General features: G+C 47.2%; 13 protein-coding genes. 12 read left to right on the top strand and 1 reads right to left on the bottom strand.

Annotated features, from left to right (window positions below):
• Window positions 1–39: 39 nt before the first annotated feature.
• Window positions 40–1,410, bottom strand: coding sequence for a hemolysin family protein (locus ACUUJN_RS22510; RefSeq protein WP_028541809.1), 1,371 nt, complete (start codon window positions 1,408–1,410; stop codon window positions 40–42).
• A gap of 224 nt (window positions 1,411–1,634) precedes the next feature.
• Here ACUUJN_RS22510 and ACUUJN_RS22505 point away from each other — a divergent pair, with 224 nt between their 5' ends.
• The 12 genes from ACUUJN_RS22505 (at window position 1,635) to cydC (ending at window position 17,788) form a co-directional block, all read left to right on the top strand.
• Window positions 1,635–2,435 (top strand): DUF1836 domain-containing protein, encoded by an 801-nt coding sequence (locus ACUUJN_RS22505; RefSeq protein WP_068938264.1) that lies wholly within the window; start codon window positions 1,635–1,637, stop codon window positions 2,433–2,435.
• Window positions 2,436–2,639: 204 nt separating this feature from the next.
• Entirely contained in the window at window positions 2,640–3,581 is a 942-nt protein-coding gene (locus ACUUJN_RS22500) for a glycosyltransferase family 2 protein (protein ID WP_028541811.1), read from the top strand.
• A gap of 41 nt (window positions 3,582–3,622) precedes the next feature.
• Entirely contained in the window at window positions 3,623–4,576 is a 954-nt protein-coding gene (locus ACUUJN_RS22495) for a glycosyltransferase family 2 protein (protein ID WP_053326118.1), read from the top strand.
• A 73-nt stretch (window positions 4,577–4,649) separates the two neighbouring features.
• Window positions 4,650–6,029, top strand: coding sequence for a lipopolysaccharide biosynthesis protein (locus tag ACUUJN_RS22490; RefSeq protein ID WP_028541812.1), 1,380 nt, complete (start codon window positions 4,650–4,652; stop codon window positions 6,027–6,029).
• On the top strand, window positions 6,004–6,978 hold the full coding sequence (locus ACUUJN_RS22485) for a polysaccharide pyruvyl transferase family protein (protein ID WP_023990345.1): 975 nt from the start codon (window positions 6,004–6,006) through the stop codon (window positions 6,976–6,978). Before ACUUJN_RS22490 ends, ACUUJN_RS22485 begins: the two co-directional genes overlap by 26 nt.
• Window positions 6,979–7,279: 301 nt before the next feature.
• A complete protein-coding gene (gene def / locus ACUUJN_RS22480) occupies window positions 7,280–7,861 on the top strand; it encodes a peptide deformylase (RefSeq protein WP_028541815.1) in 582 nt (193 codons plus the stop codon).
• 165 nt (window positions 7,862–8,026) lie between these two features.
• The gene (locus ACUUJN_RS22475; protein ID WP_254349012.1) at window positions 8,027–9,817 is read left to right on the top strand and encodes a cache domain-containing sensor histidine kinase; all 1,791 of its coding nucleotides are present in this window, start codon (window positions 8,027–8,029) and stop codon (window positions 9,815–9,817) included.
• Entirely contained in the window at window positions 9,810–11,468 is a 1,659-nt protein-coding gene (locus ACUUJN_RS22470) for a response regulator (protein WP_484668943.1), read from the top strand. The genes ACUUJN_RS22475 and ACUUJN_RS22470 overlap by 8 nt, the downstream gene beginning before the upstream one ends.
• A 406-nt stretch (window positions 11,469–11,874) precedes the next feature.
• Window positions 11,875–13,281: a cytochrome ubiquinol oxidase subunit I gene (locus ACUUJN_RS22465; protein WP_068938261.1), complete on the top strand. Its 1,407-nt coding sequence runs from the start codon at window positions 11,875–11,877 to the stop codon at window positions 13,279–13,281.
• Entirely contained in the window at window positions 13,268–14,281 is a 1,014-nt protein-coding gene (gene cydB, locus ACUUJN_RS22460; RefSeq protein ID WP_053326115.1) for a cytochrome d ubiquinol oxidase subunit II, read from the top strand. Before ACUUJN_RS22465 ends, cydB begins: the two co-directional genes overlap by 14 nt.
• Window positions 14,281–16,041 carry a thiol reductant ABC exporter subunit CydD gene (cydD, locus tag ACUUJN_RS22455; RefSeq protein ID WP_484668942.1) on the top strand — a complete coding sequence of 587 codons (1,761 nt, stop codon included), beginning with the start codon at window positions 14,281–14,283 and terminating at the stop codon, window positions 16,039–16,041. The genes cydB and cydD overlap by 1 nt, the downstream gene beginning before the upstream one ends.
• Window positions 16,022–17,788, top strand: coding sequence for a thiol reductant ABC exporter subunit CydC (gene cydC / locus ACUUJN_RS22450; RefSeq protein ID WP_340857716.1), 1,767 nt, complete (start codon window positions 16,022–16,024; stop codon window positions 17,786–17,788). Before cydD ends, cydC begins: the two co-directional genes overlap by 20 nt.
• The last annotated feature ends 69 nt before the right edge of the window (window positions 17,789–17,857 follow it).

Raw genomic sequence — 17,857 nt, 5'->3', positions numbered from 1 at the left:
AAGTGTCAAGTGCATAGATAAACGCTCAGGTCACACGGTTCACTCCCGGGAAGAAGTGTCCGATTCTGCTTCCAATTCAGATGCGGGGGATGTGTGGTGTAAAATAATCTCCACCCGACGAATACGATTTTTACCCATTTCACGAATGATAAATTTCACATTCTCTTCTATGAATTCCTTGCCCTGTCTAGGTTCCGGAACCCGGCTATACACCCACCCTCCGACAGTATCCACGTCTTCATCGTCCAATGTCAAGCCCGTCAGATCACTCAGATCGGAAAGCATCACTTTACCATCCATCAAATAACTGTTCTCCGTCAGTTTCTCGATTTCCTTCCGTTCATCCTTATCAAATTCGTCCCGAATTTCGCCAACAATCTCCTCCAAAATGTCCTCAATGGTAATGAGGCCGGAGGTTCCACCGTATTCATCGACCAGGAGAGCGATATGAACCTGCTCCTTCTGCATACGTTTCAGCAGTGTGTTGACGGGGATAACTTCCGGAACGGTCAAGATCGGTTGAATCAGACTGTCGAAAACAAGCTCTGGATTGCGATCATACTCAAGGAATAGCTGTTTGGTATTAATCATACCAATGATCTGATCCTTGCTGTCTGTCGCCACCGGAAAACGGGTATACTGCTCTTCGTGAATAGTCAGCATGTTTTCTTGTAGCGAGCGATTCGTAAACAAGCATACCATATCTGTACGTGGTACCATAATTTCTTTGGCAACGGTCTCGTCAAAAGCAAAGATACGATTTACGTAGCCATATTCGGTGTTATTGATCTTACCACTTTCCACGCTTTCGGACAAAATGATCTGAATTTCTTCCTGAGAGTGCGCTTCTTCATGCTCACTAGCCGGTTGAAGACCAAACAGACGAACCAGACGATTGGCCGAGCCGTTAAGGAGCCAAATAAACGGATACATAATCCGATTAAACCACACGATCACTGGGGAGGTTAACAGACTGACAGCTTCCGCTTTGCGGATCGCCAATGTTTTGGGAGCCAGTTCGCCGATCACCACGTGCAGGTAAGTTACAATGACGAATGAAATAATAAAGGCCAGGATATGTGAAAAATCCCCATTGATGTTGAGCTGTTGAAAGAGAGGCTCCAGCAATTTGACTACGGTCGGTTCACCGAGCCAGCCGAGTCCCAACGCTGTAATCGTAATACCAAGCTGACAGGCGGACAGGTAGCCGTCCAGATTATTGACGACTTTTTGTAGCGCCAGTGCGTTTTTACGGTTCTCCACGACCAGCTGATCGACCCGGCTGGAACGGATTTTAATAATCGCAAACTCGGTAGCCACGAAAAAAGCACTAAATAAAATCAACACCGCAAACAAAAATAGACTGACACCTATACCCATATAATTTTCACTCATCCCTTTTTCGTTCAATTTTTTAAGGAACTCCATTTTAAGTTCACTTGAACTTATTTTAAGAACTTAAAAGGAAATATACAAGGTTCATATGGAATCATAGCAGGTCACCTACCTCCAATTTACACGGAAAATAAGGCATAATAGAACCCGCACGGCTCATTGCTTCACTTTACAAGCCTAGTTTGAGGGCGTATGATGAGTTCAAATGAACTTGAAATGTAATAAAGGGAGGAAAGCAGATGGAGTCTTTTACCCTTACTCGTCGTGATATGGCCCATTTGCTGCTGGCCATGGAAGGTCGCCGCGAATTGCAGCCTTTGGCCGTTCTACAGGACGCCTGGAGGCGCACTCATAGCCATCTCGCCCGTTCCGGGAGCACGATGCCGACATTTTTATACACCGACGTGACACCTGTGCTAGATAAAATCATCAAGGGTAAGCACAGCGCAGCCTTTTCGCTGCAGGAGATCGTTTCCCTGGGTCAACTGGTCGAATACAGTCATGTCTCACTGGCATCTATGCAAAATTGGGTCAAACGCGACTTCAAGGAATTTCTCGGCGCTCCGAAGATCGGCAAAAAATACTCGGTCAACCAGGCAGCTATATTGCTCATTGTGGAAGATTTAAAATCATGTCTTGATTTTGAATCCATTCGTCAGCTATTTCATATCCTGTTCCAACAACCCGAAGATGATACGGACGATCTGATTCAGCCGGTCGATTTGTACGCCGCCTATTCAACTTTGTTTGAGGAGCTGGATGCGAACGGAGACCAACTGCTCGATGTTGCTGGAGCAGGCTATGCAAAGGACAACGGAAATTCCGTTACAGGACAGCAGCGCCAGGAAGCTGCGACAGAGGAGTTGCTGGTTCAGGCGGCCGATCAATACACCAGCCGTTTACAGCATTTGACCCCTAACCAGTGTGAAGCAGTGCGTAATACTTTGCTGGTGGCAGCGGTAGCGGTGCAAAATAGTTATTTTTTGTCCATGGCACGTCGGTATGTGAATGCGACGTTGTTTCTGGACTTCCAGGGGTAAATCAGGATTGGCACTAGAAGCCAATCCTATTTTTTTGCTCTTTTTAGAGGATTGTCTACCCTTTTGGAGACTGAAAAAGTATACAAAAGAGGTATATACACTAAAACGCTGTCAAAGATACAATAAACATATATAATCCAGCAATTGGAAAAACTTAGAATATCTCTTCCAAAGCATCTGGATACACACACAGGAGGTAATGGCATGTCCGATGTCTCCATCATCATTTGTACCCGCAACCGGATCGAAGACCTGACACGCTGTATACAATCTATTGCAGTACAGCAGCAATTGGAGCATACGGCTGTAGAACTGCTGATTGTTGATGACGGCGATATTTCCGACCAACAGATCGAGCAGTACCGTCACATGGTATCCGGATTGCCTCAAAGCGTTTTGAAATATTATAAAAAAAGTCGTCCCGGCGTTTGGTTGTCCCGCTATGAGGCCTTGTCTCTTGTGCGGTATGATATTGTGCTGTATTTTGACGATGATGCAGAACTGGACGATAAACTCTATATCCGGCGCTTGCTCGATACCTATGATCAGGATGAAACGATTGTGGGTGTTGGAGGGATTGCAAAGGGATTACATTCGAGCCGGGCAGGAAAGCTGCTGGGCGTTTTGACATTTCAGATGTCTTCATCCCTCGGCAAGCTCTCGCCTAGTAGTCTGGCAGGTTCTTTGCTGCGTTGGGGCGAAGCGACTGAGGTTTTCGATACAGAATTTTTCCATGGCTGCAATATGTCATTTCGGAGGGATGCGCTTCGGGACATGAAGCCGTATCCGTGGATGACCAGTTATGCCGTTGCTGACGATTTGTACATGTGCCAGTTGGCGAGCCGTTACGGCAAATTGGTTATCAATCCTGACTTAACCATCATTCATCATGAATCTCCAAGCTCGCGCGATAAGGCGGGCAAAGTAGCCAAGGCTACAGCGATTAACCACTATTATTTTCTTGCCTTGAAAAAGGCTGGAGTGATTCAGTATGGAGCCCTTTTATGGACCTTATCCTACTTGATGCTCAAAGAAATGCTGCGCCGCAATTTTAATGCCGCAGATGGATACAAGCAGGGGGTGTTGTTCATTCTGAACCCGCGCAAGCAAAAATATAACGAATATTTAGGCCCGGCGGTTCAGTAAACTGTTTTTTTAACACACTGACAGGATAAAGGGGGAGTATGATGTTAAGCTTGTCCATTGCTCTGTGCACCCGAAATCGGGTTGATGATCTGACCCGATGCATTAATTCAATTGCCATTGGGGGAGCACCGGAGGCATGTGAAACCGAGCTATGGATTATTGACGACGGAGAACTGCCGAAGCATGTGCTGGAACGTTATGAGCGTCAGTTGGGCAGAGCGGGAATTACCTACCGATATCATCGCAAGGAGCAGCCGGGATTATGGTTATCTCGTGTAAAGACAGCTGAACTTGCGCAGGGTGACATCATTTTGTTCCTTGACGATGACGTTGAGCTGCCGAGCAACTATTTGAATGAGTTGATGCGTACCTATGAGGCTTACCCGCAGGCCGCTGGTGTTGGCGGTATTGCACAGGGAATGAGTAACAGCTTCATGGGAACAATTCGATGCTTGCTGTCATTCCAGCAGTCTTTGTCCAAAGGGAGGTTGTCCCTCAGCGGTCAGTCCGGCTCGATGTATAACTGGCATAAGGCCAAGAAGACGTTTAGAACCCAGTTTTTCCATGGCTGCAATATGTCATTTCGCCGTGAGGCGATTCGTAGTCTGGAGCCGGTACCTTGGTTGCAAAGCTATAGCGTAGGCGAGGATTTATTACTTTCACGCATCGCAATGAAAAGTGGTCCGTTATACATTAACCCGGCGCTTACGCTGCTTCATCACGAATCGCCGTCCTCACGCGACAATATGGAACAGGTTACTTATATGCGGGTGATGAATCATATTCATTTGCTGCGTGACGAGGGATCTGGGCCGATTGGTTATGCAGCACTATACTGGACGACGTTGTATCAGATTTTGAGAGAAAAGCCCAAGAAAAATCATACTGCCATTCAAGGCTATAGAAGAGCGTTGAAAGCGATCTTTTCAAGTCCAAAGGAGCCTGTTGGCGGGGGACAGTTGCCTGAACGCAATTCCAAAAAAACGGTAGGCTGATGGAGGTGCGTCAAAAGACGCAATGTGAGCATAGAGACGAGAGGCTTAATAAGGAACAGGAGTTGGACGTAACATGAGCACATGGACAGCAGCAAGGAAAGTATTCACGGGTGACAGTCTCGCCAAAACGATCATGCGCACGAGTTTTAACAATTTTTTTGTGCTAATCGTCACGACCCTGACTTCCATCCTGACCGCACGTATGCTCGGAGTAGAGGGGAAAGGAGAACTGGCGGCAGTTCTGTTCTGGCCTACGCTGATCGGCAGTGTGTTGAGCTTCGGATTACCAACGTCGTTAATTTATAACATCAAGAAGAAAACAGGCACGACGGAAGAACTACTGGCGTTGTCACTCTGGATTCAGTTGCCTGCCAGCTTGTTGGCGGGAGCGGTGGCCTGGATATGCATGCCGCTGTGGCTGAATGGTTATGGTGCGGACATCATCCAGCTGTCCCAGCTTTATTGTGCGGCAGCCATACCGCTGGCAGTGCTTACAGCGCTGACGACAGCATTGTCGCAAGGGCTGGATCGATTTAGCGTATATAACGGCCTGCTGTTTTACTACCCATTACTGAATTTCATCGGTCTGGTGACACTGTGGCTGATGGGCCTGCTCAATGTGCAGCTGGCAGGAGCAGTGAATTTTGCCGCGAGTTTCCTTGCGCTAGTATGGGCGTTCCTCCGTTTGCGCAAGTATATGAATTTGCGTGCTTTCCGTCCATTTACCAGCCGCCAAGTGCTTCGTCCTTATTATAGCTATGGAGCGAGGGTTTACGGGATGGAGCTGATGGGGACGCTGTCCACACAAACGGACAAAATCGTTATTGTGGCGCTGCTATCACCCAAAGCGTTCGGTCTGTACTCTGTCGTCTACGCCTTGTCTCGTGTGTTCAATGTGGTGCAAAATGCCGTCACTAACGTTACTTTTCCTAAGGTGACGGGGATGGAGCACAGCAAGATTGTCGAAACAGTAGGTCGTGCTTTTCGCATCTCTATGGCTGCGATGTTAATCGTCATTGTGCCTGCTCTCTTCATTGGACGATACATGCTGGGTTTGCTGTACGGCCCCGCTTTTCTGGAAGCATCGCTAACGTTCTACCTGCTGTCACTGGAATGTATCATTGGTGGCGGCTCATGGATTCTGGCTTCGGCCTTTAACGCGCTGGGACGTCCGGGACTGGTATTGTTCCGGCAAATTGTAGCCTATGCGATCACCGTCGGTCTATTTTTTATTTGTACACCGATCTTTGGTCTGGACGGCATTGCGATTGCTTTGCTTGTAGGTGCTTGTGTACGGTTGGCATTCTCACTGTTCTCGTTCCCCATGTTTTTCAATGTTCCGCTATCACGGATCATTTTTGATAAAAGTGACATTACATTTGTCATTCAGACTATACAAAAGAAGCGCAGGAAGGGAGAACTGAAAGATGCCGAATTTGCATCCCATGGCTAAACTGAAAAATAAGCTGAGCGTCATTCTCGACGTAGTCCCCCAAGGTTCGAATATCATTTATGTCGATTATCCCGTCTATAATAACGGTGGGGATGTACTCATCATGAAAGGCACCGAAGCGTTCTTCAAGGATAATGGCATCCGTGTCCGTGCCCGTTATAGCGCTATGGATATTCCCGATCGGCTTCAAATTCCGGGTGACTGGATTATCGTGTGCCACGGCGGCGGCAACTTCGGCGATCTCTATTCAAATCACCAAAATTTGCGAGAACGCATCGTTCGCGATTTCCCTAACCACCGAATTGTGATTATGCCGCAGACGATCCACTTTCAATCTGAACAGAAGGCTAATGAAGTCGCTGCCTTGTTCAATGCTCATCCGGATCTACATATGTTTGTGCGGGATACACGCTCTTATCAGTGGGCTAAGGACAAGCTGAACCAGTGCAGTATCACACTATGCCCTGATATGGCGCACCAGCTCTGGCCATTGAAGCCGACTACGGAAACAGTGAAGGATGTATTGTATTTCCTGCGGACTGATATTGAAACGGTGGGTGGACAAAAGAAGTTCGATGACGAGGCAGATGCCGCTCACCGGCTGGACTGGGATACTTTGTTTACTCCGCTGGAAGTGAAGGGAATTGTCTATTTCCAGAAGTTTTATCGACTGGATAAGAAAATCGGTGGACCGTTGCCTACACGTACGTTCTGGTACAAGTATACAGACCATCTTATGAACAAAGCGGTTACGCTGTTCAGCTCTTACCGCGAGGTTCGCACTTCACGGCTGCACGGTCACATTCTGGCCTGTCTGCTTGATATGCCGCACGTTGTCATTGACAATTCCTACGGCAAGAACTCGCAATATTATAATACCTGGACACAGCCGAATCCAAAGGCGCAGCTGTTTAGTGAAGCTCCAAGTGCGTTGGAGCAGCCATCTTAATAGTAAGAAAAGATACGTATGATTAATTTCAAAGGTATGATAACGGCAAAAAATCTCCTGACCACTTCATTGGTTAAGGAGGTTTTTCGTTTTGTGCTATATAGAGCATAAGTATAATTGTTAATTAGATAAACCATTAAGGCAATGAATATTTAATGACTTAAATACCGCTTCATTTTGACAATTCATTTCATGAATAGATATAATTTATGGGATAAAACTTGTAGGAATATTGGGAACTCCCCTAACTTTTGCTGAATAACATGAAAGTATATTTATTTTAATGAATCGAGGCTGACGAATGAGTAATCAATCGATGGACATGCTTCTCACGAAGGATATCGTGCGTGAAGGGGAGTCTATTTTGCGTACGAAGGTGGATCCGGTATGCTTGCCACTGTCTGAAGAGGATCTTCAACAGATGCAATGGATGCTGGATTATCTGAAAAATAGCCAAAATGAAGAGCTGGCTACCCGCTATGAACTGCGCCCGGGTGTGGGATTATCTGCGAACCAGGTAGGTTTGAACAAAAGAATGTGCGCTATTTATTATGAAGATGGGGACAAAACGGTAGAGTATGCGTTGTTTAATCCGAAGCTGGTCAGCCACTCCACGTCCATGATTTATTTGGAACAAGGTGAGGGGTGCTTGTCTGTAGATCGGTACGTAGCCGGATATGTACCTCGTTATGAAAAAATTCGTATTAAGGCCAATTTGCCAGACGGAACACAGGAGCTATTGACTTTCAAAGGTTATGCAGCGATTGTAGTACAGCATGAAATGGACCATTTGGACGGTATTATGTTCTATGACCGTATCAATCCGGAAGATCCGCACAAGCTGCCGCAGGGAGTGCATATCGAACCTTTTGTACGTAAATAGCTCATGATCCGTAAAGTGTGGTGACTCCGTTCGCCACATTTTTTTAATTTTGCAAAAAAATATGGATATAGAGGTTACGAAGCTTTAAACTGGAAACATGTAGCTCGTGATAGAGGATGTGAAAATACACAAAAATGTAAGCGCTTATCTTATGGGAGGGATGACATGAATCGTGGAGTACGGCTTCTGATGAATAATATGCGTATGCGGAATAAGCTGCTGTTCTCCTATGTACTGATTGTCATGATCCCGGTGCTGGTGGTAGGCGGCTGCGTTACTTTTTATTTGCGAGAGCAGGCATTGAATAGTGCAATTGCCCAGACAGTAAACAATGTGGAAAAGATCAAGAGCCAGACGGCAAATTTACTGCGTGTGCCAACGGATATTTCAAATGGGCTCATGTTCGATAAGAGGTTGAGGGAGATGGCGAACAGACGGTATCCGGGTATGGTGGAGCTGATGAATGCGTATCATCAATACAAGGATTTTAATGAGTATACTCAGCAATATAGAGAGATTGCTACCATCCGGTTCTATTCGTACAATCCGACGCTTGTCAATAATCTGGAGTTTATTCCAGTGGACTCTAACATTGAGCGGCAGCAGTGGTTCCAAACGGCTTTGAAGGGGACGGCGATTAACTGGTTTTACATTCATGATAAGGAAGATAACCCGGTTAATCGCCTGAGCCTGGTACGGCAAATTCCATTTCCCGAATACAATACCAAGGGAGTTCTGATGATATCGCTGAGTCAGACCGAGTTGAATCATATGCTGAGCAAGGAGCCCTTTGAAACATTGATTGCAGATCGTAATGGTATTGTGGTCGCAGCTACTCGTCCGCAGTCGGTGGGTCAGACGTTGGGAGATTTACATTTGGGCTTTGATGTTCAGCGTGCGGGTAAGGGAATATATGAAGCGAAAATCAACGGAAAGTCCTCCAACATCATCGTGGATGAGCTGCTGCCCGCCTCCAGTGTGAGCGGATTTACGATTATTTCAGTGTTTTCGACGGAGCATATTGTACAGGGAGCCAACCGAATTAGCTTGATTGGTGCTCTATGTGTTCTTGCGGTGCTGGTTATGGCACTGATTCTGATCACCATCATTTCCTGGCTGATTACCAAACGCCTACAGCGGTTGAGCTATGAACTGGGTAAGGTAGCCGCGGGCGATTTTCATGTGGTATCGAGTGTGGAGGGAAGGGACGAGATCGGGGATTTATCCCGCCGTTTCAACTATATGGTGAACAGTATTCGCCAACTCATGGCGCAGGTCTATGAGACGAGTGAGCATAACAACAGACTGGAATTGGCACAAAAGGATATCAAGCTAAAAATGATGGCTAGCCAAATTAATCCGCATTTTCTGTTTAATGCGTTAGAATCCATTCGAATGAAAGCACATCTGAATGGGGAAGCGGAAATTGCAACGACGGTGCGTTTGCTTGGCAGGCTGATGCGCCGGAATCTGGAGATTGGCAGTGGTAAAACGACGGTACTACAGGAGCTGGATATGGTGCGATCCTATTTACAAATTCAGCAGTTCAGATTTGGAAATCGTTTGATTTATGAAGTGAATTTGGAAGAAAGCGCGACGGACCTGTCGATTCCTCCCTTAATCATACAACCGCTGGTGGAAAATGCAGTCATTCATGGCCTGGAAAATAAGGAAGAGCCAGTTACCGTGAAGGTAGATATTGCAATAGAACGAAGAGAGCTAAAAATTAAAGTAGAAGATGATGGGATTGGCATGGAAGCTGGGCAACTGACCCGTCTGCTAGCTCGGATCAGGGGGACGGAAGAGCCGGAAGGAAGCAGTATTGGCCTGCGTAATGTACATCAACGTCTAACATTGATGTACGGCGAACGTTATGGACTGCATATTGAAAGCGCATTACAAGAAGGAACAACCGTATACTTTTCCATACCAAGGGGGGAAGAGTCGAATGTATAAAGCAATGATTGTAGATGATGAGCCTGCGATTCGTGAAGGATTGTCCTCCATTATTGACTGGGGGAATTGTGGCTTCCGTATTGTCGATACGGCAGGGAACGGACGCGAGGCTCTGGATAAGTTCGGAGAGCATCGACCGGAGCTGGTCATTGTAGATATTCGTATGCCCGGGATGAGTGGGCTGGAGGTCATACGAAGCATACGTGAAAAGAACGGAGAGCCGTTTCACTTTCTCATATTAAGCGGATATGCAGACTTTGATTATGCACGGCAAGCCATGGGCTTCGGGGTGGATGGCTACCTACTGAAGCCAGTTGATGAGGAAGAAATGACGACAGAGTTGAAACGGGTACGGCAAAACATTGAGGACGAGAAAGAAGATGGCAAATGGGGAAGTCCGCCTTCCCATGAGCGTAATTGGATCGAAGCACTATTGTTTCCGGTTCATCAAGAGCATGCTCGTAATGCTGTGGAAAGCAGCGATTCTCTTCACAGAGCATCCAAGCAAGCTGAACATCAAAGCGGTAACGGAAAACATGGACAACAGCCCGTGTTACCAGAGTTGGACTGGAGTAGCTATCAGGTTATTCTGCTCGATTTACGTATTCCTGACTGGGATCGGCAAGCTCGGCTGGCGGCAGCAAAGCAGCGGCTAACAGAATTGTGCCATGAGCAGGGCAGAGGTATCGTGTTTGAGGCTGGAATATATATGGGTCTTTTGCTTCCCGCCACGTTAAAAACGGAGAAAGATGCTGTTCAGTTACTGGCTGCTTGGCGACAGGAGCTAAAGCCGTGGGCAAAGGAAATTTATGTGGCTGCCGGTGATCCTGTAGCCATTCTTAACGACATTCCCAGGTCTTTTGAGCAGGCACTACGATTGTTAGAACGTACGTTTTTGTTCCGGGCAGAAAGAGCCATGCTTTCCGGAGACCTACACGAATTGGAGACAGTCGAGACTGAAAGGAGTGGAGCGTCTGATAGTGCCACAGATGATCCCCTACGTTATGCAGAAAAGCTGTATTATGCGCTAGATATGGCTAATAGTGAAGCTGCAACCCGTGTCATTAAGGAAATGGAAGGCCAATTTCCACGGATTTATCGCACAGAATCTGCAATCAAGGCGGCGTTCGCCCAAACATTCACACTGGCGTTGAACAAGTATGCAGCCGGACAGGATCACAGCCGAACCGTGCTAGAGGAGCACTCCAGCTTTATAATCGATGTATATGCTTATTCCACATTGGGCGAGCTGGTGGATCACTCGCTGGAGCATGTGTTGCAATGGATTGGCCAGACTGAATCTGGTGGCAAGGGCATCATCATGAAACAAATGATTGACTTTATACATAGTCATTATGATGAAAATTTGCGACTGGAGTTACTGGCAGATATGTTCAATTACAATAGTGGCTATTTGGGCAAACTGTTCAAAAGTCATACTGGCGAGGCCTTTAATGCCTACCTGGATAAGGTGAGGATTGAGCGAGCAAGAGAATTGCTTGCTCAAGGAATTAAGGTGCACCAGGTGGCGGAACGCGTAGGATATGCGAATGCAGATTATTTTCATAGTAAATTTAAAAAGTATGTTGGAATGTCACCTTCCTCCTACCGTAATCGGGTTCAAAAGAACGGAGGAACAGATGGCTGTTGATAGAATCCCTAGGTTCAACGCTATGAAGTCTCTCTTACAGATGTCGGAGGTACGACCTCCGAACGAAGAGAGGCTCTTTTTTTATGGCGGATAAATGGATAGATCAATCGAAAATGTCACATTTATTATGTAGTTTAGGCCGTTTTCATCAAATCGCCATCGTTATGACACAGATTTGACACGATGTTCACATTTTCGATTCTATTTCATTTAAATTTATTCTATATAATGGGGATAATCTGAAGCCGGATCATGACAACCATGGTGAAGGTAGTTGAGTGAGTCATTTTCTAAAAAGTGACCGCTGCATATGTAAGAATGTGAATACTATCACAAATGTAGAAGACTTCAGATTACAGACACTATAAATCAATGTTAAGAGAAGTGCAGGGGGAGGAGCAACATCATGGACGTATTGGATTTGGCACGGTTGCAGTTTGCAACTACAACGATTCTTCACTTTGTTTATGTGCCGATCTCCATTGGATTGTCGTTATTGGTGGCAATTATGGAGACTATGTATGTTATCAAAAAAAATGACTTGTACAAAAAAATGGCTCAATTCTGGGGAACGTTTCTGCTGATTAACTTTGCATTGGGCGTAGTCACCGGGATTTTGCAAGAATTCCAGTTCGGGATGAACTGGTCGGACTTTTCCCGTTTTGTGGGTGATGTATTCGGTACGCCGCTGGCGATCGAAGCGCTGCTTGCATTTTTCCTGGAATCGACCTTTATCGGATTATGGGTATTCGGTTGGGAAAGATTGTCCAAAACGGTCCATTTAATCTGTATGTGGCTGGTATCTATCGGTACGATGTTATCGGCGTTGTGGATTCTAGCTGCTAATTCATTCATGCAGCGTCCAGTAGGATATGAGATTCAAAATGGACGTGCAGAAATGAAAGATTTTGCTGCTCTGTTAACGAATGAACAACTGTTATGGGAATTTCCGCATACGTTGTTTGCTGCTTTTGCAACGGGGGCATTTCTTATCGCGGGTATCAGTGCATGGAAGCTGATGCACAAAAAGAATATGGACTTTTTTAAACCTTCTTTTAAATTGAGCATTATTGTTGCCTTAATCAGTGCCATTGCTATTCCTTTGTTTGGTCATGGTCAGGCTCAATATTTAGTGAAAACACAACCGATGAAGATGGCTGCCAGTGAGGGCTTATGGGAGAACAGCGGTGACCCCGCTCCTTGGACAGTTATCGCGGGTATTGATCCTGAAAAGAAGGAAAATACCTTTGAAATTAAAGTTCCTTTTGCTCTGAGTTTTCTATCTTATAGTAAATTTTCCGGCTCTGTGCCTGGTATGAATGAGCTTCAAGCAGAATATGAAAAAACCTATGGTCCGGGCGATTATATCCCGCCAGTACGTACCACGTTCTGGAGCTTCCGTATTATGATTGCGGCGGGATGTGGCATGATTGCACTCGCTTTATACGGTGCTTACCTGACGTTCCGTAAAAAGCTGGAAGGTTCACATCGCTGGTTCTTCCGTCTTATGATATGGGGGATATCCCTTCCATTCATTGGGAATACTGCTGGTTGGATCATGACCGAAATAGGTCGCCAACCGTGGACTGTATTTGGTTTGCTTCAAACAAAAGATTCTGTTTCGCCTACGGTTGTGGCAGGAGAAGTGCTGTTCTCGTTCATCTCATTTACCACATTGTATTTAATTTTAACAGGTGTGCTGGCATTTCTGTTTTACCGTACGGCTCGCAAAGGTCCAGATATCGAGCCACATCAGCAAACGGTAATTCATGATCCATTTGCCCAAGGGGGTGACAATAATGACGCTAAATGATTTATGGTTCTTATTGATCGCAGTGTTGTTTACCGGTTTCTTTTTTCTGGAGGGCTTTGATTTTGGCGTGGGGATGGCCACGGGATTGGTACCGCGCAATGACCAACAAAAACGTTTGATGATCAATACGATTGGTCCATTTTGGGATGCCAACGAAGTGTGGCTGATTACAGCAGCAGGTGCGATGTTTGCCGCTTTCCCGCATTTTTATGCAACTATGTTCAGCGGATATTATCTGGTATTTGTCTTTATTTTGCTAGGTTTGATCTTGCGTGGAGTTTCTTTTGAGTTCCGCGGCAAGGCTGAAGGGAAATGGTGGACAGGAACGTGGGATGCCTGCATTCTGATTGGTAGCTTTCTACCGCCGATGCTGTTCGGTATGGCTTTTGCGGCTTTGGTGAAAGGTGTACCTATTCAGCAAAACATGGATTTGAAAGCTGGATTTTCCGATGTGTTCAATGGATACACCGTATGGATTGGACTGACAGTGGTCGGAATGTGCCTAATGCATGGGCTGACGTTCATTTCCCTGCGGACGATTGGAGAAGTACGGGATCGTGCTCGCGTGATTGCGTCCAAATTTCTTCCGGTATTGGGCATTTTACTCGCTGGCATGGTGGTATGGACTTATTTTGCAACGGATTTATTTGCACGTCGCGGTCCCTTTATGTATGCTGCGGTAGCAGTGGGAATTGTCGCCTATGTGCTGACGTGGTACTTCCTGAAGCAGGGCCGCGAAGGATGGGCCTTCGGGATGACAGGTGCATTGATTTTGCTGACCTTCGTTTCGTTATTCGTTGGTTTGTTCCCAAGATTTATGGTGAGCTCGATTAACAGTGCTTTTGATTTGACGATTTATAATGCAAGCTCCAGTCATTACACACTGAAAGCCATGACGATTGTTGCAGCAACGCTTTTACCCTTTGTGCTGGCTTATCAGGCGTGGAGCTATTTTGTTTTCCATAAGCGTCTCAGTGAGAAGGATCATTTGGAATACTAATGGATAAGGCATGGTTAGAATTAAAGGGCATTCGGCCAGTAATGCTGCTACTGGCTGCCCTTTCCCTGCTCCAGGGGGCTGCTGTGATTGCACAAGCAGTCTTCTTGGCAAAGGCTGTTACGATTTTATTTGATAAAAATCCGCTGGTGATGGCTTGGCCGTCACTGGCGTTGTTTTTCGCTGCTTTTGCAATGAGGCATACGATGATCTGGCTGCAACGACGGACAGCCGGCCGTTTTGCCGAAGCTTCAGGCGCTTCCTTACGGGAGCGTCTGCTTGCACGTTTGTTCGAACGGGGGCCGGGTTTTGCAGCGCAGGAAGGCAGCGGCAAGTTGGTGACGCTAGCGCTGGACGGCATAGATCGTTTTCGCACGTATTTGGAACTGTCCATTCCTCGAATGATTGACATGATGGCTGTAACTATACTTGTGCTTGTGTATGTTTTCACATTGGATGTCATTTCAGGTGTGATTTTGACGACTACGATGCCGATACTGGTGGGCTTTTTTATTTTGCTCGGCTTGGCGGCGCGGAAGCAGGCAGACAAGCAGTGGCGTTCCTATCGTCTGTTATCTCACCATTTCACGGATTCGCTGCGTGGACTTCAGACACTAAGGTTTTTGGGGCGTAGCCAAGAGCATGGGGAATCGGTTGGGAAGGTCAGCGACCAATACCGCACGGCAACGATGCGCACGCTGCGGGTAGCGTTTCTTTCCTCATTTGCCCTCGATTTTTTTAGTATGCTATCGGTCGCTTTTGTCGCGGTAGGCTTGGGGCTGCGCCTGATTAGTGGCTCGGTGGGTCTGGAGGCAGCGCTTGCGGTGCTTATTCTGGCACCAGAATATTTTATGCCCATACGCCAGTTGGGATCAGACTATCATGCTTCACTGGATGGTAAGGAGGCTTGGGGAGCAATACGCTCCATTCTCAGTACAGAAGATGATGCGAACGAGCCGAATAAACAGGCAGCTAGCGATAAAAGATTGGACATCACGGGACAGGATAGTCTCGAGCTATCTGATGTGTGCCTCCTGAATGAAGACGGTTCGGCTCGGCTCGAACATGTGTCTGCAAATGTTGAACCGCTCATGAACATGATCGGCATCGTTGGAGCTAGCGGTGCAGGTAAAACGACGCTGCTCAGTCTGCTTGGCGGCTTTGCTGATCCCACTTCGGGTGAGCTGCTCCTGAATGGATGCGGATTGGCTGGGGTTGCCAAAGCTGAATGGCAACGGCATATTGCCTATATTCCACAGCATCCATACCTGTTTAGCGCTTCTCTGGCAGATAATATCCGCTTTTATGAACCGGAGGCATCCAACCAGCAGGTAGAGTGGGCGATTGACGCGGTTGGACTGCGTGAACTGGTAGACGGTCTTCCGGGTGGATTGAATGAGCCCATTGGTGAAGCAGGTCGGACACTGAGCGGAGGGCAGGCGCAACGGATTGCATTGGCGCGGGCATTGCTCAGTAATCGTCCGGTCGTTTTATTGGATGAGCCTACGGCCCATCTGGATATTGAGACAGAATGGGAGCTAAAACAGACGATTTTATCGGTTTTGAAACATAAGAGAATGTTTCTTGCCACCCACCGGCTTCATTGGATGCCAGAAATGGACTGTGTCTGGATGATGGATCAAGGTCGCCTGGAAGAAGTAGGCTCCCATCAGCAATTGATTGCCCGTAAGGGAGCATATTACCGATTGCTGACGGGGATATCGGAAGGAGGGAACGGACGATATGAGAGTAACGGACAATAGCAGACAAGGCTGGTTTGTGACGTATCTGAGACAATATTTTTGGGCCTTTCTGGTAGCTGCTCTTTTGGGCGCGCTGGCCATTGGATGTGCGGGCGCGTTGCTCTTTACGTCCGGTCATCTGATTACCCGTTCGGCCTTAAAACCGGAAAATATATTAATGGTGTACGTTCCAATTGTGCTTGTGCGAACATTTGGCTTTAGTAAAGCGGTTATTCAGTACCTGGAGCGCTTGGTAGGGCATGATGCCGCACTGCGTCTGGTGTCCCGTATGCGGGTACGCTTATATCGGGCAGTAGAACCGCAGGCGCTGATGATTCGCAGCAAATTCCGTACAGGGGATCTATTAGGATTGCTGGCAGAGGATATTGAGCAGCTTCAAAACATCTATCTGAAGCTAGTTCTGCCTGCGCTATCGGCTTTGCTGATTTATGCAGCAGGCATCTTGGCGCTCGGACGGATGGACGGAACCTTTGCCTTGCTCATGGCGCTATATGGCGGATTTTTGCTTTTTATTGCCCCAGCTATCTCACTATGGACCTCACTCGCCAAACGGCGAATGTTCAAGCAGGAACGGAGTAAAGCCTATCAGGAGCTGACGGATGCTCTGTTCGGCATGAGTGATCTGGTGCTGAGCGGACGGACTGGGCATTTCCTGAGTACCTTTACACAACGGCACAATAGGGCTGCCGTGATGGAGAATTCACTTCGCCGGAGCGAGTGGCGTTCTCATTGGATCGCACAATGCGTTGTAGGCGGCGGGATTGTGATTATGACTGTGTGGGCCGGGGGACTGGTAGCACAGAATCGTATAGAAGCCACATGGCTGGCATCCTTTGCCCTTGTGGCTTTTCCATTGCTGGATGCCTTCGTTCGCGCTGGAGAAGCGGTGGTTCATGCACCGGAGTATCAGGATTCACTTCGACGGTTAAAGGATTCGGAGAAAGACACACCTACACCGGGAGCAGGCGGAACAGCAGACATTCTAGAGGAACAGGCTACCGCTATGCGATTGGGCCTCGGAGGAGACCTGCTGCTGAACAACGTAAGCTACCGCTATGCGGCAACGCAGGAATGGAGCGTGCGTAATATCTCCCTGCACGTACCGCAGGGGGGCAAGCTTGCATTGCTTGGCCGCAGTGGTGCGGGCAAGTCCACGCTGCTGAACCTGATTCAGGGAGCATTGCAGCCTGATGAAGGTAGCGTCACTGTCGCAGGGATTCCCGTATATACAGGTGGAGCATACTCCGGTTTATTTGCGGTGCTAAACCAGCAGCCGTATTTATTCGATACGACGGTAGCGAATAATATTCGGTTAGGACGACCCAATGCTACGCTGGAAGAGGTTCGTGCAGTAACAGAGCAGGTGGGGCTTGGAACCCTAATTGATTCTTTACCGGAGGGCTACGATACTCGAATGCAGGAGACGGGTCTTCGTTTTTCCGGTGGAGAAAAACAGCGAATTGCACTGGCGCGGATTTTGCTGCAAAATCACCCGATTGTTTTGCTGGATGAGCCAACAGTGGGACTTGACCCACTGACAGAGCATGAACTCATGCAGACGATGTTTCGTGTGCTGAAGGGCAAAACATTGATCTGGATCACGCATCATCTGACAGGAATGGAGCATATGGACGAGGTGATTTTTATGGAAAAAGGGGTCATTTCCATGCGGGGCAGTCATGAAAAGCTTTGGCAGGAGCAGCCCCGATACCGCAACCTGTATGAGCTGGATCATCCGAGCCTGTGAACTAGGAATAGATTGACCTAAGCAAACAATAGCCCTCAACACATTTTGTGTTGGGGGCTATTGTTGTGT

It is taken from the genome of Paenibacillus sp. LRG-1 (assembly GCF_057220305.1).
Note: the sequence above shows the minus strand (reverse complement) of the source record. Positions and strands in the feature narration are given on the sequence as shown.